Source organism: Pseudomonas canadensis, assembly GCF_030980095.1.
Classification (GTDB): Bacteria; Pseudomonadota; Gammaproteobacteria; order Pseudomonadales; family Pseudomonadaceae; genus Aquipseudomonas; species Aquipseudomonas canadensis.
Map to the genome: position 1 here is coordinate 407,131 of NZ_CP133298.1, position 21,755 is coordinate 428,885.

The 21,755-nt window shown below is 61.2% G+C and carries 18 protein-coding genes; 7 read left to right on the forward strand and 11 right to left on the reverse strand.

What is annotated here, in order from left to right:
• Positions 1–5: 5 nt before the first annotated feature.
• Positions 6–971: a phasin family protein gene (locus RB216_RS01855; protein ID WP_308908250.1), complete on the forward strand. Its 966-nt coding sequence runs from the start codon at positions 6–8 to the stop codon at positions 969–971.
• A gap of 116 nt (positions 972–1,087) precedes the next feature.
• On the opposite strand, the gene RB216_RS01860 is transcribed toward RB216_RS01855, so the two are convergent.
• The 10 genes from RB216_RS01860 to RB216_RS01905 all read right to left on the reverse strand — a co-directional run bounded on the left by RB216_RS01860 (position 1,088) and on the right by RB216_RS01905 (position 13,849).
• Positions 1,088–1,708 (reverse strand): TetR/AcrR family transcriptional regulator, encoded by a 621-nt coding sequence (locus tag RB216_RS01860; protein WP_028615408.1) that lies wholly within the window; start codon positions 1,706–1,708, stop codon positions 1,088–1,090.
• Between the two features lie 27 nt (positions 1,709–1,735).
• Positions 1,736–3,418 carry a class II poly(R)-hydroxyalkanoic acid synthase gene (gene phaC / locus RB216_RS01865; RefSeq protein WP_028615409.1) on the reverse strand — a complete coding sequence of 561 codons (1,683 nt, stop codon included), beginning with the start codon at positions 3,416–3,418 and terminating at the stop codon, positions 1,736–1,738.
• Between the two features lie 89 nt (positions 3,419–3,507).
• On the reverse strand, positions 3,508–4,353 hold the full coding sequence (phaZ, locus tag RB216_RS01870; RefSeq protein ID WP_028615410.1) for a poly(3-hydroxyalkanoate) depolymerase: 846 nt from the start codon (positions 4,351–4,353) through the stop codon (positions 3,508–3,510).
• Positions 4,354–4,518: 165 nt separating this feature from the next.
• Positions 4,519–6,198 carry a class II poly(R)-hydroxyalkanoic acid synthase gene (phaC, locus tag RB216_RS01875; protein WP_236317530.1) on the reverse strand — a complete coding sequence of 560 codons (1,680 nt, stop codon included), beginning with the start codon at positions 6,196–6,198 and terminating at the stop codon, positions 4,519–4,521.
• A gap of 249 nt (positions 6,199–6,447) precedes the next feature.
• Complete coding sequence (locus tag RB216_RS01880; protein ID WP_028615412.1) at positions 6,448–6,825, reverse strand: gamma-butyrobetaine hydroxylase family protein; 378 nt, start codon at positions 6,823–6,825, stop codon at positions 6,448–6,450.
• A 103-nt stretch (positions 6,826–6,928) separates the two neighbouring features.
• Positions 6,929–8,266 (reverse strand): ATP-dependent protease ATPase subunit HslU, encoded by a 1,338-nt coding sequence (gene hslU / locus RB216_RS01885; protein WP_308908251.1) that lies wholly within the window; start codon positions 8,264–8,266, stop codon positions 6,929–6,931.
• A gap of 36 nt (positions 8,267–8,302) precedes the next feature.
• Positions 8,303–8,833 carry an ATP-dependent protease subunit HslV gene (gene hslV / locus RB216_RS01890; RefSeq protein ID WP_003171209.1) on the reverse strand — a complete coding sequence of 177 codons (531 nt, stop codon included), beginning with the start codon at positions 8,831–8,833 and terminating at the stop codon, positions 8,303–8,305.
• Between the two features lie 246 nt (positions 8,834–9,079).
• Complete coding sequence (locus RB216_RS01895; RefSeq protein WP_025858692.1) at positions 9,080–9,781, reverse strand: SPOR domain-containing protein; 702 nt, start codon at positions 9,779–9,781, stop codon at positions 9,080–9,082.
• 1 nt (position 9,782) lies between these two features.
• Positions 9,783–11,519, reverse strand: coding sequence for an arginine--tRNA ligase (gene argS / locus RB216_RS01900; RefSeq protein ID WP_028615414.1), 1,737 nt, complete (start codon positions 11,517–11,519; stop codon positions 9,783–9,785).
• Positions 11,520–11,629: 110 nt separating this feature from the next.
• Complete coding sequence (locus RB216_RS01905; RefSeq protein WP_308908252.1) at positions 11,630–13,849, reverse strand: primosomal protein N'; 2,220 nt, start codon at positions 13,847–13,849, stop codon at positions 11,630–11,632.
• 215 nt (positions 13,850–14,064) lie between these two features.
• Here RB216_RS01905 and rpmE point away from each other — a divergent pair, with 215 nt between their 5' ends.
• From rpmE to RB216_RS01920, 3 genes are all read left to right on the forward strand, one after another.
• A complete protein-coding gene (gene rpmE, locus RB216_RS01910) occupies positions 14,065–14,283 on the forward strand; it encodes a 50S ribosomal protein L31 (protein WP_010213765.1) in 219 nt (72 codons plus the stop codon).
• 35 nt (positions 14,284–14,318) lie between these two features.
• Positions 14,319–15,113 carry a thermonuclease family protein gene (locus RB216_RS01915; protein WP_028615416.1) on the forward strand — a complete coding sequence of 265 codons (795 nt, stop codon included), beginning with the start codon at positions 14,319–14,321 and terminating at the stop codon, positions 15,111–15,113.
• Positions 15,114–15,294: 181 nt separating this feature from the next.
• Positions 15,295–16,563 (forward strand): malic enzyme-like NAD(P)-binding protein, encoded by a 1,269-nt coding sequence (locus RB216_RS01920; RefSeq protein WP_016979185.1) that lies wholly within the window; start codon positions 15,295–15,297, stop codon positions 16,561–16,563.
• 310 nt (positions 16,564–16,873) lie between these two features.
• Here the strand turns inward: RB216_RS01920 and RB216_RS01925 are convergent, their stop codons facing one another.
• On the reverse strand, positions 16,874–19,333 hold the full coding sequence (locus RB216_RS01925) for a penicillin-binding protein 1A (RefSeq protein ID WP_372514792.1): 2,460 nt from the start codon (positions 19,331–19,333) through the stop codon (positions 16,874–16,876).
• Positions 19,334–19,553: 220 nt separating this feature from the next.
• Between RB216_RS01925 and pilM the strand changes: the two genes are divergently transcribed.
• The 3 genes from pilM to RB216_RS01940 are packed head-to-tail and all read left to right on the forward strand — an operon-like array spanning position 19,554 to position 21,714.
• Entirely contained in the window at positions 19,554–20,207 is a 654-nt protein-coding gene (gene pilM, locus RB216_RS01930) for a type IV pilus biogenesis protein PilM (RefSeq protein ID WP_308908866.1), read from the forward strand.
• Positions 20,204–20,758, forward strand: a complete 555-nt coding sequence (locus tag RB216_RS01935) for a PilN domain-containing protein (protein ID WP_308908253.1) — start codon at positions 20,204–20,206, stop codon at positions 20,756–20,758. The genes pilM and RB216_RS01935 overlap by 4 nt, the downstream gene beginning before the upstream one ends.
• A complete protein-coding gene (locus RB216_RS01940; protein WP_028615420.1) occupies positions 20,755–21,714 on the forward strand; it encodes a pilus assembly protein PilP in 960 nt (319 codons plus the stop codon). Before RB216_RS01935 ends, RB216_RS01940 begins: the two co-directional genes overlap by 4 nt.
• Positions 21,715–21,755: the final 41 nt, after the last annotated feature.

Sequence of the window (21,755 nt, forward strand, 5' to 3'; positions counted from 1 at the left end):
TCGGGATGGCTGTTAAAAAGACTACTCAGAAAGAAGGCAGCTCGTGGGTCGGGGAAGTTGAAAAATATTCCCGTAAGATCTGGCTTGCTGGTTTAGGCGTGTACTCGAAGGTTAGCAGTGACGGCGGCAAATACTTCGAGACTTTGGTCAAGGACGGCGAGAAAGCCGAGAAGTTGACCAAAACCACGGTTGGTAAAAAAGTTGAAGCCGCCAAGGCAACTGCCGGCTCCGCCAAGTCGAGCATTTCTGACACGTGGGGCAAGTTGGAAGAAAGTTTCGACAAACGCCTCAACAGTGCCATTTCGCGACTGGGCGTGCCGAGTAAGGCAGAGTTGAAGACGCTGCACAGCAAGGTCGATACCTTGACCAAGCAAATCGAAAAACTCACCGGCGCTAAAGTGGCACCCGCGAAAACGGCTGCTGCAAAACCGGCGGCCAAGCCAGCGGCTAAAACCGCAGCGGCCAAACCGGCTGCGAAACCTGCGGCCAAGCCTCTGGTAAAAGCTGCCGCCAAGCCGGCTGCAAAACCCGCTGCCAAGGCTGCTGCTAAACCAGCCGCCAAGCCAGCTGCCAAAACCGCAGCAGCTAAACCGGCCGCCAAACCGGCTGCCAAACCAGTGGCTGCTAAAGCTGCTGCCAAGCCTGCCGCTAAGCCAGCCGCAAAACCTGCAGCCAAGGCCGCTGCCAAGCCAGCCGCCAAGCCTGCCGCCAAAACCGCTGCAGCAAAACCCGCTGCCAAACCTGCCGCCGCGAAACCAGCCGCCAAACCTGCTGCAGCCAAGCCAGCGGCAAAACCCGCTGCCGCGAAAAAGCCTGCTGTAGCGAAAAAACCAGCAGCACCCAAGCCTGCTGCTGCCGCCAAGCCTGCTACTGCGCCAACCGCTTCCACAGCCAATTCGGTTTCCGCACCGACCCCTGCTGTGACCCCGACTGCAACGCCGGCAACCCCGACGCCATCCAGTCAGTCCTGATTTTTCTCAGGATACAAAAAATGCCCGGCCTGCAAAGGTCGGGCATTTTTTATGGGGCTACTTTCAACGGCACACCACATCCAAATGTGGGAGCGAGCAAGCCCGCTCCCACAATTTCAGACGGTGTCATCCAGATATTTCAGCGCGAACTTCTCGGTTGCCAGTCGTGCCGGCGCCAGCAAATGCGGCGCCACCAGCATCATGATCTGGTAGACCACCACCTGCACCTCGCCTTCACGATCAAGAATCCGCTGGTAATCCAACGAAAACAGCAGCGTCATGGTGATCTGCTCCACCAGTTGCCCCAGGGCCTGGGTGCTGCTGGCCAACTGACCCGCCGCCTTCAGTCGCGCCAGCAAAGACGCCAGTGTCCGCTTGAGCGCCGTCAGCAAGTTGCGAATGCCCTTGGCCAGCTTCGGCAAACGTCCCGCCAGGTTCGACAAGTCCTGGAACAAGAACCGGTAATGCGCCATGCGCTCGACGATCAGGTGCAGGAACAGCCAGTAATCCTCGGCTTCCAGTTGCGCGTCCGCTGGTGGGTCGAGCAGGGGCGCCAGCTCATTCTGGAAACGCTCGAACAACCCGAGCACCAGCGGCTCCTTGCCATGAAAGTGGTAGTAGAGGTTGCCGGGGCTGATCCCCATTTCATTGGCCACCTCCATGGTCGACACATTCGGCTCGCCCTTCTGGTTGAACAACTGCAGGGCACATTCAAGGATACGATCGCGGGTCTTCATCCAGTCTTCTTAATGTGATCGTTGAGCTCAGCGCACGCGCACGTAGGTGCCGGGTGCCGCTTCCATCGGTGGGTAGTTCTGGTTGCCCAGGGCAGTAAGGGTTTCCCGTTGCACGCCCGAGCGCTGCTGGATCCACGCCAGCCACAGCGGCCACCAACTGCCGTCGACGTGATTGGCGTCGTAGTACCAGGCGCGCGGGTCGCTGCTCAGCTTGGGGTTTTCGACGTAGTTAGCCTTGGGGTTGCCCGGCGGGTTGAGGATGCTCTGGATATGCCCGCTGTTGGACAGCACGAAGCGCCGCTCGCCGCCCAGCAATTGGGTGGAGCGATACACCGCATCCCACGGCGTGATGTGGTCGTTGATGCCCGCCACGCTGAAGCTGTCTACCGTGACCTTCTGCAAATCGATCGGCGTGCCGCACACTTCCAGGCCACCGGGATGGCTCAGCGGGTTGTGTTTGAAGAAGTCCAGCAGGTCGCCATGCAGCGCTGCCGGCAGTCGCGTGTTGTCGTTGTTCCAGTACAGGATGTCGAAGGCCGGCGGTTCCTTGCCCAGCAGGTAGTTGTTGATCCAGTAGTTCCAGATCAGGTCATTGGGCCGCATCCACGCGAACACCTTGGCCATGTCGCGACCGTCCAGCACGCCTTGTTGATAGGACCGGCGCTTGGCGGCTTCCAGGGTCTGCTCGTCGGCGAACAGGGTGGCGGGGCTGTCGATCTGGCTGTCCAGCAGGCTCACCAGGTAACTGGCGCTGGAGATGCGGCGCAGCTGGCGCTTGGCTTGCAGGTGGCCTTGCAGCGCGGCGATGGTCAGGCCGCCGGCGCAGGCGCCCATCAGGTTGACTTCACGGGCACCGGTGATCGCGCGGCACACGTTGAGTGCTTCCTCCAACGCAGCGACGTAGGTGGACAAGCCCCATTCGCGATGCCGCACATCCGGGTTGCGCCAACTGACCATGAAGGTCTGCAGGCCGTTTTTCAGGGCGTACTGCACGAAGCTATTAGCGGGGCTCAAGTCGAAAATGTAGTACTTGTTGATTTGCGGCGGCACGATCAGCAGCGGCTTGGCGTATTGCTTTTCGCTCATGGGCTTGTACTGGATCAGCTCCAGCAGCTCATTGCGAAACACCACGGAGCCGGGGGTGGTGGCGACCGTCTTGCCGACTTCGAAGGCGTGCTTGCTCACCTGGCGCGGCAGGCCATTGTTGTGCAGCAGGTCTTCGAACAGGTTGGTCACACCGCGCACCACGCTGTTGCCGCCGGAGTTGAGCAGCTCCTTGATCGCCAGCGGGTTGAGCAGGGTGTTGGAAGGGGAGACCGCATCGTTGATCAACGAGAAAGCAAAATGCGCACGGGCGCGGTCATCGGCGCTCAGGTTGCTGTCATCGATCCAGTGACGGGTCTGCTTCTGCCAGCTCAGATAGGCTTGCAGGCTGCGCCGGTACAGTGGGTTGAGCTTCCAGGTGGGGTCGGTGAAGCGGCCGTCGTTGGGGTTGGGTTCGTGCACGGTTTCACCGAGCAGCACGCGACCCAGTTGACCGCTCAACGCCCAGGCATGCCGAACGGTATGCACCGGGTTGCGCAAGCCATGGGCGGCCACGCTGCGCAGGGTCGACAGCAGGTCTCGACCGCGCAGGCCGGTGATCGCATTTTGCGCATTGATGAACGCGGCAGGGGTTGGCGCCGGGTTCGTCACGGGTCTTTCTCGCATGAGCCAACACTCCTTCGTCAAGCCATCAAACAGGCACGCCAATTCAGAACCATAGCCGGTTCCTGGCAAGTTGCGCGGCGGTGTGGTCCTTACACGGCCGGTCGCGGGTGGATCACCGCGCGCATGCGCTCCTCTTCCAGAAACTTCATGATGATCGGCGCCACGGCCTCCGCCCGGGTGATCAGGAACAGGTGGCCGTCATCGATGATGTGCAACTGTGCGTTGGGAATGCGCCAGGCCAGCATGCGCATGTTGATCAGCGGGATCAGCGGGTCGTCGTCCCCCGCCAGCACCAGGGTGGGTTGGCGGATCTTGTGCAGCCAGTGGATGCTGGTCCAGCCCAGCCCGGCGAATAGCTGCCAGTAATAACCGAGCTTGCCAGCCGAACGCACTTTGCTCGCGTGTTCGGCGGCCAGTTGTGAGTCGCGGCGGAACGACCCCCCGTAGATCATCGGTGCAATGCGCACCACATGGGACGGTTGAATGTAACGGCGCGGACTTGCCATCAGCCACAACACTTTCGGTTTGCCCGGCACCATCACCGCACCTGCCGCCGTGGCCGCCAGGATCAGCTTCTTGCAGCGTTCCGGGTAGTCGTAGGCAAACTGCTGCGCCAACGCGCCGCCCCAGGACACGCCCACCGCGTTCACTTGGCCATAGTCCAGGTAATCGAGCATGCGTGCAGTGAGTTTGGCCAGACCGGGAAAGCGGTATGGCCGATTGGGCGTGGATGAACCGCCCACTCCGGGCACATCGAACGCGATCACTTCCAGGTCCGGGTCCAGCGCCTGGACGAACGGAAACACCAATTCAAGGTTGGCGCCGATGCCATTGAAGATCAGCAACGGCGTCAAGTGAGGCTTGCCCGGGCGCACCGCCGTGCGGATGGCCTGGCCATCCAGGTCGATGGTGCGGAAGATGAACGGTTGCGGCATGGGAAAGCCCTGTCAGGTGGTGCGTAAGTCTTATGGGCGATGCGATCCATGTGGGAGCTGGCTTGCCTGCGATGGCATTCTTTCCGCCAGCCCATCAACAACTGACCCGCCGCTATCGCAGGCAAGCCAGCTCCCACAGTGACTGCATTTCAACCAAACATCTGCTTAACGTTCATGTACATAAGTGCCCGGCGCAGCTTCCGCTGCTGCGTAGGTCTTATTGCCCAAACTTGTCGGCGCCTTCTTCAACTTGCCCGCCCGCTCCGCCTGCCACGCCTGCCAATGCAGCCACCACGAATCGGTGTGCTTGGTGGCATTCTCCTGCCAGTCCAGCGGTTTCGCCGACAGGCTGTCGCTGGTCTGGTAACGCGCCTTGGGGTTGCCCGGCGGGTTGAGGATGCTTTGGATATGTCCGCTGCTGGACAACACGAACTCGACCTTGCCACCAAACAACTGCGCCGACTTGTAGCACGACTGCCACGGTGTGATGTGGTCATTGGTGCCGGCCAGTGAGTAGATATCGGCGGTGACCTGCTTGAGGTCGATGGGCGTGCCGCACACTTCCAGTGCGTTGGCTCGCACCAACGGGTTGTTCTTGAACAGCTCGATCAGGTCGCCGTGGAAGGCCGCCGGCAAACGTGTGGTGTCGTTGTTCCAGAACAGGATGTCGAACACCGGCGGTTCGTTACCCAGCAGGTAGTTATTGACCCAGTAGTTCCAGATCAGGTCGTTGGGGCGCATCCAGGCGAACACCTTGGCCATGTCGCGGCCTTCCAGCACGCCGGCCTGGTAGGAATGGCGCTTGGCCGCTTCCAGGGTCTGTTCGTCGACGAACAGCGCTACTTGGGTGTCCAGCGTCGTGTCGAGCACGCTTACCAGCAGGGTCAGGGCGTTGACCTTCTTCTCCCCAAGCGCCGCGTAGTGGCCGAGCAGTGCCGTGCAGGTGATGCCGCCGGAACAGGCGCCGAGCATATTCACATCTTTGCTGCCGGTAATCGCCGTGACCACATCCACCGCTTCCTTGAGCGCCTCGATATAGGTCGACAGGCCCCACTCGCGCTGAGCCTTAGTCGGGTTGCGCCAACTGACGATAAAAGTTTGCTGGTTATTGCGCAGGCAGAAGCGCGCCAGGCTCTTCTCCGGGCTCAGGTCGAATACATAGAATTTGTTGATCTGCGGCGGCACCACCAGCAGCGGGCGTTCGTGCACCTGTTCGGTGATCGGCTTGTACTGGATCAGCTCCAGCACATCGTTGCGAAACACCACCGCGCCTTCGGTCGTGCCCAGGGTCTTGCCCACTTCAAAGGCGCCCATGTTGACCTGGCTCGGCATGCCGCCGTTATGCACCATGTCCTTGGCCAGGTGGGACAAGCCATCGAGCAGGCTCTTGCCGCCGGTCTCGAAGAAGCGTTTGACCGCCGCCGGGTTGGCCGCGCTGTTGGTGGGGGCCATGGCTTCGGTCATCAGGTTGATCACGAAGTGGCCGCGGCTGATGTCCTGTTCCGACAGGTTGCTGTCGCCGATCCAGTCGTGCAGTTCCTTGCGCCACGCCAGGTAGGTTTGCAGATAGCGTTTGTAGAGCGGGTTCTGGCTCCAGGCCGGGTCCTGGAAACGACGGTCGTCGCTTTCGGGCGCCAGCGCTGATTTGCCGAACATCACGTTCTTCAACTCGACGCCAAAATGCGCGACGTGCTTGACGCTGTGCAGCGGTTGTTTGATGGCTTGGGTCAGCACCATCTTCGCCGAGGCGAGTAAATCCTTTTTACGTAACGCGATGATCGGGTTGAGCCCCAGGGTGTTTTCCGAGGCCTGGCGTTTCAAGTCATCGTTGTTCTTGTTACTCATCTACGACGCTCCATTGTCCGAAAGACGAGTACCGGGGACCGCTGCGCACCCAGTTTCGATACACAACACAAGCCTGGTACTGCGACTCGGGTGACCGTTGATACCGCATCGTCAAATGCAGGGAACTTGCCAATTCCATTGGTTACCCGAGTTTAATTTTTTTCGCAAGCGGACCAGTCGTTGGTCACGCGACAGGGCATTCAAGCAGATGAAATTAGAAAATGCCCTCTAAAGAGCAAGAGGCCTGGTCTAGAGCATCAGCCGTACGACCGACTGATCCGGATCGCGGGTTTTGCCGGCTGCTTTGAGTTCAGCCAGATAATCGGCCCACAACGCGTCCTGACGCACGGCCAGTTGGTAGAGGTAGTCCCAGGTGAACAGTCCGCTGTCATGGCCGTCGTCGAAGGTCAATTTCAGTGCGTACTGGCCGGCGGCTTCTACCTTGATCAACTTCACGTTGAGCTTGCCGAATTGCAGGATGGGCTTGCCATGCCCCTGGACCTCGGCGGAAGGCGAGTGGGTGCGCAGCAGTTCGGCGGGGAGTTGGTACACCTCGTCGGGCCCGTAGGTGAGGCCGAGGGTGTTGGAGGTTTTGTGCAGGTTTACAGCGGTGGGAAATTTAGTCATGGCGGGGATCCGTGCAGATCATGTAGGAGCCCGGCTTGCCGGCGATGGCGTTCTCAAGAACGCATCGCCGGCAAGCCGGGCTCCTACAAGGGGTTCACATGACTTACAGGATATAACGAGACAAGTCTTCGTTCTGTGCCAATTCGCCCAAGTGGCTGTTGACGTATTCAGCGTCGATCTTGATCTCTTCGCCATTCTGCGCGCCAGCCAAATCGCCAGCACTGAAGGACACCTCCTCCAGCAGACGCTCCAGCAACGTGTGCAAACGACGGGCTCCGATGTTCTCGGTCTTCTCGTTGACCTGCCAGGCGACCTCCGCCAAGCGCTTGATGCCGTCCGGCTGGAACTCGATGCCCAGGCCTTCGGTTTTCAGCAGCTCACGGTATTGTTCGGTGAGCGACGCGTGTGGCTCGCTGAGGATGCGTTCGAAGTCGCCTGGGGTCAGCGCCTTGAGTTCCACGCGGATCGGCAGGCGGCCTTGCAGCTCCGGCACCAGGTCGCTTGGCTTGCTCAGGTGGAACGCACCGGAGGCGATAAACAGGATGTGGTCAGTCTTGACCATGCCCAACTTGGTGTTCACGGTGCAGCCTTCGATCAGCGGTAGCAGGTCGCGCTGTACGCCTTCGCGGGATACATCGACGCCGCCGGAGTTGCCGCGCTTGGCCACCTTGTCGATTTCGTCGATAAACACGATGCCGTGCTGCTCGACCGCTTCCAGGGCCTTGGCCTTGAGTTCTTCCTCATTCACCAGGCGCCCGGCTTCTTCGTCGCGCACCAGTTTCAAGGCTTCCTTCACCTTGAGCTTGCGGCTTTTCTTCTTGCCCTTGCCCATGTTGGCGAACAGGTTCTGCAACTGGCTGGTCATTTCCTCCATGCCAGGCGGGGCGGAGATATCGACACCGGAGACTTCGGCGACTTCGATCTCGATTTCCTTGTCGTCCAACTGGCCTTCACGCAGGCGCTTGCGGAACAGCTGGCGGGTGTTGGAATCCGAGGCCGGCGCGGCGTCTTCGTTGAAACCCATGCGTGCCGGTGGCAGCAGGGCGTCGAGGATGCGTTCTTCGGCGGCGTCTTCGGCGCGGTGGCTGACCTTGGTCACTTCCTGTTCGCGCAGCATCTTCAGAGCGGCATCGGCCAGGTCGCGGATGATCGACTCGACGTCGCGGCCCACGTAGCCCACTTCGGTGAACTTAGTGGCTTCGACCTTGATGAACGGTGCATTGGCCAACTTGGCCAGGCGACGGGCGATTTCGGTTTTACCGACGCCGGTAGGACCGATCATCAGGATGTTCTTAGGCGTCACTTCAACGCGCAGTTCTTCGGGCAGTTGCATCCGGCGCCAGCGGTTACGCAGCGCAATGGCTACGGCGCGCTTGGCATCGTCCTGGCCGATGATATGGCGGTTGAGTTCATGGACGATTTCGCGGGGAGTCATGGACATAGTGTTTGGCGGCCTCAAGCGGAATAAGCCTACGGCTTACTCGGCGAGGTCCTGCTCCTCAATGGTCTGGTTGTGATTGGTGAACACGCAGATATCACCGGCGATACCCAGGGCGGTCTCGACGATTTCGCGAGCCGACAGGTCGGTTTTCTTCAACAGTGCGCTGGCGGCCGCTTGGGCGTAGCCACCGCCGGAACCCATGGCGATCAGGCCATGCTCAGGCTCAACCACATCGCCGTTGCCGGTGATGATCAGGGAAGCGTCTTTGTTGGCGACGGCCAGCATGGCTTCCAGGCGGCTGAGGGAGCGGTCGGTGCGCCATTCTTTGGCGAGTTCAACCGCAGCGCGCACCAGGTGGCCCTGATGTTTCTCAAGTTGGCCTTCGAAGCGCTCGAAAAGGGTGAAGGCGTCGGCGGTAGCGCCGGCAAAGCCCGCGAGAACCTGGCCGTGGTACAGGCGGCGCACTTTCTTGGCGTTGCCTTTCATCACGGTATTACCCAGGGAAACCTGGCCGTCGCCGCCCATGACGACTTTGCCGTGGCGACGTACTGAAACGATGGTGGTCAAGGGGAGAGTCTCCACGCAGCGGGGCGAAAATGCCCTGATGGAAACTCATATGGGGGTGGCGGGGGGGATTTCAACCGCGAGGGCAGTGTGCGGACGAGTGGTGTTTATCTTTCTGACACGCCGCAAAACAAAATGTGGGAGCGGGCTTGCTCGCGAATGCGGTGGGTCAGTCGCCGAAAATACTGACTGAAATACCGCTTTCGCGAGCAAGCCCGCTCCCACATGGTGCCTGCTGTGCTCTTAGAGTCAGCGACTCTGGCGTTGTTGTAACAACAGGTTGCTAAAGCCCGCGCCAGCCAGTTGTTTCTGCGCCACAGTCAGCTGTTCTCGGTTGCTGAACGGCCCCACCAGCACGCGATACCAGGTCGCATCCTTCACCGTGCCGGACTCCACCGTCACCGACTGGCCCAGCAGAATAATCTGCGCCCGCACGCGATCCGCATCCGCCTGTTTCGGAAACGAACCCGCTTGCAGGAAGAACTTGGTCACCGGCGCGGCCTTGGTTTCGGCGACCGGCGGCGCTGGCGGCGGCGTAATGCCGGCCAGCGCGGCCTGGGCACGTGCCGTGTCGATTTTCGCCGCTTCGGCAGGGGTGACTGGCGTGGTCGGCACTTGTGGCGTCGGCAGGGTTTTCTCCGGCACGGCGTCAGGCGGCACGATCACTTCCGATTCCGGCAGCAGCGTGTAGAAGTCGTACTTCGGCTTCACGGGCGCGGTCGGGCTCGGCGCCGTCTTGTTGGCTTCGGCCATTTTCGTGGCCTTCTGCTGTTCCTGCTTGACCCGTTTGACGTCATCGCCCTTGCCGGGATCCAGCTTCATCAGGAACACGATAAACGCGCCGACGGTGAGGCCGATCGCCATCCACAACCAGCCCGGGATTGGTTTCTTCGCCGGGGCCTGGTAGCGGCTGGCGCCGCGCTTGGGTGCAGGTTTTTTCTTGGCGGCCAACTTACATACGCTCCAGAGTTTCCAGGCCCAACAGCTCGAGGCCTTGCTTGAGGGTCCGTCCAGCCAGTGCAGCCAAGCGCAGGCGGCTTTGCTTCTGGGCTTCGTCGTCGGCGGTCAGGATCGGGCAGTTCTCGTAGAAGCTGGAGAACAGGCCGGCGACTTCGTACAGGTAGGTGCACAGGATGTGCGGCGTGCCTTTCTCACCGACGCTGTTCAGTACTTCGCCGAACTGCGCCAGTTTGGCGGCCAGTTCCTGTTCGTGCGGGGCGTCCAGCACGATCTGGCCTTCAACTTCGCTGAAGTCCTTGCCCAGCTTGCGGAACACGCCAGCCACACGGGTGTAGGCGTACAGCAGGTACGGCGCGGTGTTGCCTTCGAAGTTGAGCATCAGGTCGAAGTTGAAGCTGTAGTCGCTGGTGCGGTGCTTGGACAGGTCGGCGTATTTGACCGCACCAATGCCCACCACGCGAGCGATGTTGCGCAGGTCGGCCTCGGCCAGCTCCGGGTTCTTTTCCTTCACCAGGGTGTAGGCACGTTCCTGCGCTTCGGTGAGCAGGTCGATCAGCTTCACGGTGCCGCCGTCACGGGTCTTGAACGGGCGGCCATCGGCGCCGTTCATGGTGCCGAAGCCCATGTGCTCCATGTGCATCGGGTGGGTGACGAAACCCGCGCGACGCGCCACTTCGAATACCTGCTGGAAGTGCAGCGCCTGGCGTTGGTCGACAAAATACAAGGCGCGATCGGCCTTGAGCACGCCGCTGCGGTAGCGCACGGCGGCCAGGTCGGTGGTGGCGTAGAGGTAGCCGCCATCGGCCTTGACGATGATCACCGGCAGCGGCTCGCCGTCGGCGGTCTTGAATTCTTCGAGGAACACGCACTGCGCGCCGTTGCTCTCCACCAGCAGGCCCTTGGCCTTGAGGTCGTTGACCACATTCATCAGGTCGTCGTTGTAAGCGCTTTCGCCCATCACGTCTGCCATGGTCAATTTGACGTTGAGCAGTTCGTAGATTTCCTGGCAGTGAGACAGGGAAATGTCACGGAAACGGTTCCACAGTGCCAGGCACTCGGCGTCACCGGCTTGTAGCTTGACCACCAGGCCACGGGCGCGGTCGGCGAATTCTTCGGATTCGTCGAAGCGCTTCTTGGCGGCGCGGTAGAAGTTTTCCAGGTCCGACAGCTCGTTGCTGGTGATCGGGTTTTCTTGCAGGTAAGCCATCAGCATGCCGAACTGAGTGCCCCAGTCGCCGACGTGGTTCTGACGGATCACGTCGTCGCCGAGGAACTCCAGGACCCGCGCCGCGCCGTCGCCAATGATGGTTGAGCGCAGGTGGCCGACGTGCATCTCTTTGGCCAGGTTCGGCGCCGATAGGTCGACGACCACGCGCTGCAGCGGGCCGGCCTTGCGCACGCCGATCTTGGCGTCGGCCAGCGCCGCATCCAGGCGCGAAGCCAGGGCCTGGGTGTTCTGGAAGAAGTTGATGAAGCCAGGGCCGGCGATTTCAGCCTTGGTGACACTCTCGTCGGCAGGCAGCGCGGCGATGATTTTCTCTGCCAGGTCGCGTGGCTTCATGCCCGCGGGTTTGGACAGCATCATCGCGATGTTGCTGGCGAAGTCACCGTGGGTTTTGTCGCGGGTGTTTTCCACCTGGATCGCCGGCGTCAGGCCTTCAGGCAACACACCTTCGTTGACGAGTTGGGTGAGGGCTTGTTGGATCAGCTGGCGAATGGTGTCTTTCATGGTGTTCTCTTTCGACCGCAAGCGGTGGCGCGCGATGCGCAGGTGGAAAAACTGGGCATTATCCGTGGCGAGGGCGGGCTTGCCAACCTTCGCGGGACCTATGGCCAGGCTTAATACAAATCTACCGGGTCTACATCCAGCGACCATCGCACTTGGCGACCGCTGGGCATTTGCTCCAGGGCAAGCAACCAGCTACTTAATAGCCGATGCAGCGGTGCGCGCGAGGTTGCCTGCAAGAGTAGCTGAGCACGATAACGCCCGGCGCGGCGCTCCATGGGGGCGGGCACCGGGCCGAGCAATTCGATGCCGCTCAGACCCAGTTCGCCGAGTAAACGTTCGGCGGCGCTGCATGCCTCATCCAGGAAACCTTCGGCCTGCCCCGGTTTATGGGCTTCGGCGCGCAACAGGGCCAAATGGGAAAAAGGCGGCAGGCCCGCGGCGCGACGTTCGCTCAGCGCCTGCTCGGCGAAGGCGAAGTAGCCTTGTTCGGTCAGCTGGATCAGCAGCGGATGGTCGGCCAAGTGGGTCTGGATGATCACCCGGCCCGGCTCTTCGGCGCGACCCGCACGGCCGGCGACCTGCACGATCAACTGCGCCATGCGCTCGCTGGCGCGAAAGTCCCCGGAAAACAGCCCGCCGTCGGCATCCAGGATCGACACCAGGGTCACCCGTGGGAAATGGTGCCCTTTGGCAAGCATCTGCGTGCCGATCAGGATGCACGGGTGGCCTTTCTGGATGGTGGCGAACAGCTGGTTCATCGCGTCTTTGCGCGAGGTGCTGTCGCGGTCGACCCGCAGCACCGGGTAATCCGGGAACAGAATGCCCAAGCGCTCTTCGGCCCGTTCGGTGCCGGCGCCCACCGGTCGCAGGTCGACTTTGCCGCACTGCGGGCAGTGGCGCGGTACACGTTCTACATGGCCACAGTGATGGCAGCGCAGCTCGCCGTAGCGCTGGTGCACGGTCATGCGCGCATCGCAGCGCTCGCACTCGGACATCCAGCCGCAGTCATGGCACAGCAGTGTCGGTGCAAAGCCGCGGCGGTTGAGAAACACCAAGACCTGTTGGCCGGCGGCGAGGGTCTGGCCGATGGCTTGTTGCATCGGCCCGGAAATACCGCTGTCCAGTGGACGGCTTTTGACGTCCAGGCGCAGGAATTTTGGCTGCTTGGCGCCGCCTGCACGCTCATTGAGGCGTAGGAGGCCGTAACGCCCCGTGTAGGCATTGTGCAAGCTCTCGAGTGATGGTGTGGCCGAGCCCAGCACAATCGGGATGTCTTCCTGGTGCGCACGCACCAGTGCCAGGTCGCGGGCGTGGTAACGCAAGCCTTCCTGCTGTTTATAGGAGCCGTCGTGCTCCTCGTCGATGATGATCAGCCCGGGATTCTTCATCGGGGTGAACAGCGCCGAGCGGGTGCCGATAATAATGTCGGCCTCGCCATCCCGTGCGGCCAGCCAGGATTCCAGGCGCTCACGGTCGTTGACGGCGGAGTGCACCAGGGCGATGCGCGCATTGAAGCGCTGTTCGAAGCGCGCCAGGGTCTGCGGGCCCAGGTTGATCTCGGGGATCAGTACCAGCGCCTGTTTGCCGGCCTGCAGAGTCTCGCGGATCAACTGCAGGTAGACTTCGGTCTTGCCGCTGCCGGTGACGCCGGCCAGGAGGAAGGCATGAAAACTGTCGAAACCTGCGCGAATGGCTTCATAGGCAGCGCGTTGCTCGGGGTTCAGCGGCAATTCCGGTTGGGCCAGCCAGTGTTCGTGGCGGGCATCGGGAGCGTGCTTGCGGATTTCCACCTGCACCAGGCCCTTGGCGAGCAACAGGTCGAGGCTGTCTTTGCTCAGCATCAGCTTGCTTAATAGCTGATGCGCCACGCCATGGGGATGCTGGGCCAGTGTCGCCAGGGCTTCACGCTGGCGCGGGGCGCGGGCGATACGCGGGTCGTCGAGACGCGCGCCGGGTGTCATCGACCAGAAACGTTCCTGACGCGCTTCGGCCAGTTCGCCCTGGCGCAACAGCACCGGCAGCGCCCAGCTCAACGTATCGCCAAGGCTGTGCTGGTAGTACTGGGCGGTCCACAGGCACAGTTTGAACAACGCCGGCGGCAGTGGCGGGGTGGCGTCGAGCATGGCCAGCGCGGGCTTGAGTTTTTCCGCAGGGACTTCGCTGTGATCCGCGACCTCTACCAATATGCCGATCATTTCCCGCCGACCAAACGGCACGCGCACGCGCATACCCGGCTGCAACTGTGCCCGCAGCACACCGGCCGGGGCCCGGTAATCGAACAGGCGGCGCAGGGGCGAGGGCAGGGCTAGGCGCAAAATGGCGTCGGGCACGCGGGGGGTCTCATATAAAGGCAGGCGGTGGCGCAGGGGCGGGAGCCTAGCAGACAGGGGAGGGCTTGGGTATGCCACGGTTTTCTGATGAAAGGCGGTTTTCAGCCGGATACGCGGCTTGCGCGATTAAAAAGGTCTGGTAGAATCCGCGGCCTAATTACGTGCGGTATTCGACAATAGTGTCGAGTGGCGGCACGCTAGCCCGAGGAAGTGCCATGAAAGCCGATATCCATCCAGCGTACGAAACCATCGAAGTCACCTGCAGCTGCGGCAACAAGTTCGAAACCCGTTCGAACCTGTGCAAGCCACTGGGTACTGACGTATGCAACGAGTGCCACCCGTTCTACACCGGTAAGCAGAAAACTCTGGACACCGGCGGCCGTGTACAGCGCTTCGCAGATCGCTTTGGTGCTTTCGGTGCCAAAAAGGCCTAAGGCCGATCAACTTGGGAGGCCGTTACGGTTTTTCCATGCTGATGAAAAAGGCGTCCCTTGTGGGCGCCTTTTTTGTGCCTGGAATTTGGCTCTCGGTTGCCCAGGCTCAGGGGGGCTGCCCTGCGCCGACCACGTTGGCCCGCGTGGAGGTGCAGCGCGTGGTGGATGGCGACACGGTGCGCCTCAAGGACGGCCGCAGTGTGCGGATGATCGGCCTCAATGCCCCCGAAACCGGCAAGAAGGGCCGTCCCGACGAGCCTTACGCGGTTGCGGCCCGCCAGCGTTTACAGGCATTGGTCGACGCGAGCGACGGCCGAGTCGGCTTGGTGCCTGGGCGCGAGAGCAAGGACCGCTACGGCCGCACGTTGGCCCACCTCTACGGCGCGGACGGCGAGAACCTTGAGGCGCAATTGCTGGCTGAAGGCCTGGGATTTCAGGTTGGAGTTGCGCCCAATACCGATCTTGTCGCCTGTCAGCAGGCCGCTGAAAACAGCGCACGAGATGCGCGGTTGGGCCTTTGGCGGCAATCGCCGGTACAAAACGTGGCGCAGCTCAAGCAGTCTGGCTTTGCTTTGGTCAGTGGCCAGGTGAGCAAGATCGAACGCAATCGCGGCGGAATCTGGATCGAAGTTCAGGGGGCAGTGGTATTACGCATTGCGCCCGACCTCGCCAAAAAATTCGACACCGCAGTGCTCAGTGGTCTGCAAGGCAAGACAATCGAAGCCCGTGGCTGGGTGCAGGATCGCGCCAACCGCGGCGGCCTGAAAAACGGGCAGGCACGCTGGATGCTGCCAGTGACCGACCCCGGCATGCTCAAATCGACGGATTAGGAAAAAATTGTAGACATTTTTTTAGTCGATTGTGAACAGTTGAGCCCTTGTATCCCGTGGCTCTTGGCCGAAAGTCGTAGCGCAGGGCCCTTGACACCTGTGACTGCCCAGTCTTGTAGGGACTTTGCGACACGCGTATCCTCGGCGGTCCGTCGACCAACAGTAAAAGCGGAATGCCGATATGTCTGATTTGAAAACTGCCGCTCTCGAATATCATGCCCATCCTCGTCCAGGAAAGCTGAGTGTAGAGCTCACCAAAGCCACTGCCACCGCTCGCGACCTGTCGCTGGCCTACAGCCCTGGTGTTGCCGAGCCCGTACGTGAAATCGCCCGCGACCCTGAACTGGCGTACAAGTACACCGGCAAAGGCAACCTGGTTGCAGTGATTTCCGATGGCACCGCGATTCTGGGCCTGGGCAACCTCGGCCCATTGGCTTCCAAGCCAGTCATGGAAGGTAAAGGCGTTCTGTTCAAGCGCTTTGCCGGCATCGACGTTTTCGACATCGAAGTCGATTCCGAAAGCCCGCAGGCTTTCATCGACACGGTCAAGCGCATTTCCATCACCTTCGGTGGCATCAACCTGGAAGACATCAAGGCGCCTGAGTGCTTCGAGATCGAAAAGGCCCTGATCGAACAGTGCGACATTCCGGTATTCCACGATGACCAGCACGGCACCGCGATCGTTACTGCGGCCGGCATGATCAACGCTCTGGAAATCGCTGGCAAAACTCTGGCCGACGCACAGATCGTCTGCCTGGGCGCCGGCGCTGCGGCCATCTCCTGCATGAAGTTGCTGGTGAGCATGGGCGCCAAGCTGGAAAACATCTTCATGGTCGACAGCAAGGGCGTGGTCCAGTCCGAGCGTACCGACCTGAACCAGTACAAGGCGATGTTTGCCCACGCGACCGACAAGCGCACCCTGGCTGACGCCCTCGACGGTGCAGACGTGTTCGTCGGCCTGTCCGGCCCGAACCTGCTGAGCGCTGAAGGCCTCAAATCCATGGCGGCCAACCCGATCGTGTTCGCCTGCTCCAACCCTGATCCAGAAATCTCTCCGGAACTGGCTCACGCCACCCGTAGCGACGTGATTATGGCGACCGGCCGTTCGGACTACCCGAACCAGGTCAACAACGTACTGGGTTTCCCGTTCATCTTCCGTGGTGCCCTGGACGTTCGCGCCAAGCGCATCAACGAAGAGATGAAAGTGGCTGCCGCCAACGCCCTGCGTGAACTGGCCAAGCTGCCGGTCCCTCAGGAAGTGTGCGACGCCTACGGCGGTATCAAGCTGGAATTCGGTCGTGAGTACATCATTCCGAAACCAATGGACAAGCGCCTGATCACCCTAATCTCCGATGCCGTGGCTAAAGCCGCTATCGAGACCGGCGTTGCTACCCTGCCGTATCCGAAGCACTACCCGCTGCAAAGCGTGGATGATGTGTTCAACGGCTAAGCCGTTGTAGCGCACCCACAAAAAAGCCCCGGCTCTCGCGAGTCGGGGCTTTTTTGTGGCGGATCTCTTTGTGCAGGGCAGGCTTGCTGTGCTGTTCAGGCTTGCTGTGGTGAGCAGGCCTTTGTGGTGAGTGGGCTTGTTGTGGTGAGCGGACTTGCCCCGCGCTGGGCTGCGAAGCAGCCCTAAAACCTGCCAACGCGTTTTAACTGGATGAATGCGATACTTGCATTAGGGCCGCTTCGCGCCCCAGCGCGGGGCAAGCCCGCTCACCACAAAAGCCCGTTCACCACGATAAGCCCTGGTTCCAACCTCAGAACAGGTCGATCGGCGCCGCCTCATCCGCTGGCAGCGGGCTGCCCGGCGCAACACCATTGCCCAGCTCGTTGACCGAAGGCGGCGTGTCTTCGCTCTTGAACAGTTCGAAGTACGCATTCGGCGTGCTTGGCGAGGCCGCGCGGCCACTCACCGGGTCGATACGCAAGCTAAGGATGCCTTCAGGCTCCGGCTGGGTGTGCGGCGGCTTGTCCTTCAGTGCCGCGCCCATGTAGCTCATCCAGATCGGCAGCGCGACAGTGCCACCAAACTCGCGGCGACCCAGGCTTTCCGGCTGGTCATAGCCGGTCCACACGGTGGTCACGTAATCGGCGTTGTAGCCGGAGAACCAGGCATCCTTGGATTCGTTGGTGGTACCGGTCTTGCCCGCAATATCCGGACGGCCCAGGGCCAGTGCGCGGCGGCCGGTACCCTTCTTGATCACGTCTTCCAGGATGCTGTTGAGGATGTAGGTGGTACGGCCATCCACGATGCGCTCGGCCACGGCGGGCGCCTGCGGTTCGGTTGCGGCAGCGTTGCCGGCAGGTGCGGTGCCTGGAGTCGGCTCAATGGTGATGCCGCCATTGCTCGGAGCCGCCAGTCCATCCGTCGCCGCCACGCCGTTGACCACATCACCCGGCACTCGCGGCGGGTTGGCGGTGAACAGGGTGTCGCCGTTACGGCTTTCAATCTTGTCGATCAGGTACGGCGCGATCTTGTAGCCGCCGTTGGCAAAGGTGCTCCAGCCGGTGGCGATTTCCATCGGCGTGAGGGTCGCGGTGCCCAGGGCCAGGGACAGGTTTGGCGGCAGGTCCGACTTGTTGAAGCCAAAGCGCGTCATGTAGTCGATGGTCTTGCCGACGCCCATGGCCTGCAGCAAGCGGATCGATACCAGGTTACGCGACTTGTACAGCGCCTCGCGGATACGGATCGGGCCGAGGAAGGTGTTGGTGTCGTTCTTCGGGCGCCACACCTTGTCCAGGTACTCATCGACAAACACGATCGGCGCATCGTTGACCAGGCTGGCGGCGGTGTAGCCGTTATCCAAGGCAGCGCTGTAGATGAACGGCTTGAAGCTCGAACCCGGCTGGCGCTTGGCCTGGGTGGCGCGGTTGTAATTGCTCTGCTCAAAGGCGAAGCCGCCGACCAGCGCGCGGATCGCACCGTTCTGCGGGTCCAGGGACACCAGGGCGCCTTGGGCCAGCGGCACTTGGCTGAACTTGAGGCTGTCGTCCTTCTGGCGTTGCACGCGGATCAAATCACCCACCTGGGCCACGTCAGACGGCTGCTTGGGCAGCGCACCCATACTGTTGGTGTTCAGGAACGGACGTGCCCATTTCATGCTGTCCCATGCCACATGGGCTTCGCCGGTGCGGGTCAGCACCTGCACGCCATCTTTCTTCACCTGGGTGACGATGGCCGGCTCAAGGCCACTGATTGCGCGTTGCTTGCCCAGCTCGGTGGTCCACGCGCTCAGCGTCTTGCCCGGCAGGCGCGACTCAGGGCCGCGGTAGCCGTGGCGCTGGTCGTAGGTGATCAGGCCGGAGTGCACCGAGTCATTGGCGATTTCCTGCAGGTTGCTCGGCACCGTGGTGGTCACCCGGAAACCTTCGGTATAGGCCTCGCTGCCATAGCGGCCGACCATCTCGGCGCGCGCCATTTCGGCGATATAAGGCGCGTTCACCTCCGGCGTCGGCACGTGGTAGCTGGCGTTCAGCGGTTCGGCGATGGCGCTTTCGTAAGCGGCCTGGTCGATCTTGCCCAGCTTGTACATGCGACCCAGGATCCAGTCGCGACGTTCTTTGCTGCGCGCCGGGTTGGCCAGTGGGTTGAAGCGTGAAGGGGCTTTGGGCAGGCCGGCAATCATGGCCATCTGCGCCAGGCTGGCGTCACGGATGGACTTGCCGTAGTAGACCTGGGACGCCGCCTCGATCCCGTAGGCACGGTTGCCCAGGTAGATCTTGTTGACGTACAGCTCAAGGATCTCGTCCTTGGTCAGCTGGCGTTCGATCTGCAGCGCCAGGAGGATCTCGGTGGCTTTACGCGAGAAGCTGCGCTCGCTGGTGAGGAAGAAGTTCTTCGCCACCTGCATGGTGATGGTGCTGCCGCCGGACTGAATGTGTCCGCTTTTTACCAGTTGTGTCGCCGCACGCACCAGGCTGCTGGGGTCGACGCCATAGTGGTTGGCAAAATTATCGTCTTCGGCCGACAGCAGGGCGCTGATGAAATTGGGCGGAATATCGGCAAAACGGATCGGTGTGCGGCGCATTTCGCCGAACTCCGCGATCAGTTTTTCATCGCTGCTGTAGACCCGCAAAGGAATCTGCAACTGGATACTTCTGAGGGCCTCTACGGAGGGCAAACCCGGACTAAGGTAGAGGTAGGCCCCGCTGAGCACGAGCAGCAGCCCGCAAACGATGGCGACAATGGAGTACCCGAAAAACTTCAGCAGACGAATCAAGGCTTTTGGATTTCCAGAGAAAAGAATGAGTTAGGCGTCGGGGCATGCATGGCAAACGATGGATCGACCCGAGCGGCAGATAAAAAGCGGAAAAAAACGCTGGGCATTAAAGCATTTTTCGACTTGGGACGTCATTCGCACCTGTTCGACAGTCGACCGAATGCATGGCGCCCAGCGGCAATCAGGCGGTATGACAGGCAAAGCTTTAGGGAGTTTTATGGGAAAGGGATTTTTCACGGGAAAAGCCGGCACCTTGCTGGGTGTCGACATCAATGACACGGCCATCCGCTTGATCGAGCTGGGCCGTTCACCTTCAGGCTACAACGTTCAAGGCTACGTCACGCAGGCACTGCCGGCGCAGGCGGTAGTCGACGGCACACTTTTTGATCTCGATGGCGTAGGGCGCGCCCTGCGCAGCGCGTGGTCGCGGTTGTCGACATCGGTTCGTGGTGCTGTCGCCGCTGTGTCCGGGCCCTCGGTGATCACGCGGATGATCGAGATGGACGCTGGGCTCTCAGATGATGAGATGACCTGGATGATCCAGATGGAGGCAGACCAGTACATTCCTTATCCGCTGGATGACGTCGCTATCGACTTTCAAGTGCGCGGGACAACGGCCCTGGATCCGAATCGGGTCGAGGTATTGCTGGCCGCATGCTTGAAGGAGCACGTAGAAGCCCGCGAGGCAGTTTTGGCCCTGGCGGGGCTGGTGCCGAAGGTGATCGATATCGAAGCGTTTGCATTGGCGCGCGCTTGCCGTCAGGATTTCGCCAGCTTCACGCCGAGCCATCGCGTCGATGGTGCACAATGGGCCGTGGATGCCCAGGGGATGGGAATTGCTTGCGGGTTGGCCCTGAGGAGTTTCGCTTGAAGACACGAATTAACCTACTGCCTTGGCGTCAGGCGCTGGCAGAGCGGCGACGCAAGTATCTACTGGCGGGCTTGCTGGTGTTCGCCTGTGCCGCGCTCGCGGCCGTGTGGCTGGCGGACCAGGTGATCGACCAGGCCATCGATCGCCAAGTAACCCGCAATGACCATCTGGGCAAGGAGGTCGTCGGCCTGGATTCACGTATCAAGACCATTGATGACCTGCAGGAGCAAAGCCAGCAATTGGCGCAACGCATGAAGGTCGTGCAGGACCTGCATGATGCCCGCTCGCCAGGTGCGCAGCTATTGGACCAACTGGCGCGCGCGGTCCCCGACGGCGTGCACCTGCATGAAGTGGTGGCCAAGGGCGATACGGTGAGTATCAGCGGCAGCGCTGAGTCCAGCCAGGACATCGCCCAATTGATGCGCCGCCTGGAAGCGGCGGAAGGTGCCCATTCCACGCAGTTGCAACATGTGCGAACGGATGGCGCGCGCGGCAACAATGAATTCCAACTGATGGTGCGTCAGGGAGAGTCCTCCGAGGCTCAACCTTGAGCCTGCCAAGGCTCAATCTTTCCGCACTCACTCACAACACCGCAAAATGGCCCCTACCTGGCAAGGCCCTGTTGGGCTGTGCGCTGGCGGGCGTGGTGTTTGTGGTGGGCGACCTTGTGTACCTGAGCCCCTCGCGGGAACGGTTGCTCCAGGTCGAGGCGCGGGAAGTGGCCCTGAAACAGCAAATCGCACAAAAGACTGGCCTGGCCGCCAGCCTTGAAGCGCGTACACAGCAGCTCCAACGGATGCAAGCGAAGGTCGATGAGCTTTTGCAGGCGTTGCCTGGCGAGTCCGAAATGCCTGGTTTATTGGAAGATATCGCGCGTCTGGCACTGGCCAACGGGTTGCTGGTCGAGAGCGTCACGCCGTTGGATGAGCAGTCTCAGCCGTTCTTTCACGAACAGCCTGTGCAAATCGGCGTCGCGGGGGCTTATCACGACCTGGCAATGTTCCTGACGGGCTTGGGTGGCTTGTCGCGAATCGCTACGGTGCACGATGTGGCCCTGCGACGTGATGGCAGGCTGTTGCGCCTTGACCTGCTGGCCAAGACTTACTGGCATGCGCAGGGTAGTGGGGCGCTTGTACGGCGACAGCTCTTTGTCTATGACTCGTCCGGGTTGCGTGATCCATTTCAACGGCTCGCGGTGCAGGTCGACCCTCTGAAAGGGCGACCGGTCCGGACGCCGGACCTTGCCCGGCCACGTGGCGTGCTGGAAAGCCTTGCGGTGGACCAGTTTGAAATGGTCGGCACGCTGTCCCGTGGGGTGCAGGTTTTTGCCTTGCTACGTGCGGCCTCCAAGGTGCACCGCCTGGCGGTCGGGGACTACCTGGGGCCGAACCATGGGCGGGTCACGGCCATTCATGAGCGCGCTATAGAACTGGTCGAACTGTTCCCCGATGGTCAGGGGGCATGGCTGGAGCGCCCGCGAACCCTGTTGTTAAACATCAACTCATAACGGAATCAAACAATGAAAAGGACTTTCTCGTCCTTCGGTGT

What these genes read in the sequence shown, in the direction of transcription:
- RB216_RS01855 (WP_308908250.1), top strand. Translation starts at nt 6, where the DNA reads ATGGCTGTTAAAAAGACTACTCAGAAAGAAGGCAGCTCGTGGGTCGGG.
- RB216_RS01860 (WP_028615408.1), bottom strand. Translation starts at nt 1,708, where the DNA reads ATGAAGACCCGCGATCGTATCCTTGAATGTGCCCTGCAGTTGTTCAAC.
- phaC (WP_028615409.1), bottom strand. Translation starts at nt 3,418, where the DNA reads ATGCGAGAAAGACCCGTGACGAACCCGGCGCCAACCCCTGCCGCGTTC.
- phaZ (WP_028615410.1), bottom strand. Translation starts at nt 4,353, where the DNA reads ATGCCGCAACCGTTCATCTTCCGCACCATCGACCTGGATGGCCAGGCC.
- phaC (WP_236317530.1), bottom strand. Translation starts at nt 6,198, where the DNA reads ATGAGTAACAAGAACAACGATGACTTGAAACGCCAGGCCTCGGAAAAC.
- RB216_RS01880 (WP_028615412.1), bottom strand. Translation starts at nt 6,825, where the DNA reads ATGACTAAATTTCCCACCGCTGTAAACCTGCACAAAACCTCCAACACC.
- hslU (WP_308908251.1), bottom strand. Translation starts at nt 8,266, where the DNA reads ATGTCCATGACTCCCCGCGAAATCGTCCATGAACTCAACCGCCATATC.
- argS (WP_028615414.1), bottom strand. Translation starts at nt 11,519, where the DNA reads ATGAAAGACACCATTCGCCAGCTGATCCAACAAGCCCTCACCCAACTC.
- rpmE (WP_010213765.1), top strand. Translation starts at nt 14,065, where the DNA reads ATGAAAGCCGATATCCATCCAGCGTACGAAACCATCGAAGTCACCTGC.
- RB216_RS01915 (WP_028615416.1), top strand. Translation starts at nt 14,319, where the DNA reads ATGCTGATGAAAAAGGCGTCCCTTGTGGGCGCCTTTTTTGTGCCTGGA.
- RB216_RS01920 (WP_016979185.1), top strand. Translation starts at nt 15,295, where the DNA reads ATGTCTGATTTGAAAACTGCCGCTCTCGAATATCATGCCCATCCTCGT.
- pilM (WP_308908866.1), top strand. Translation starts at nt 19,554, where the DNA reads ATGGGAAAGGGATTTTTCACGGGAAAAGCCGGCACCTTGCTGGGTGTC.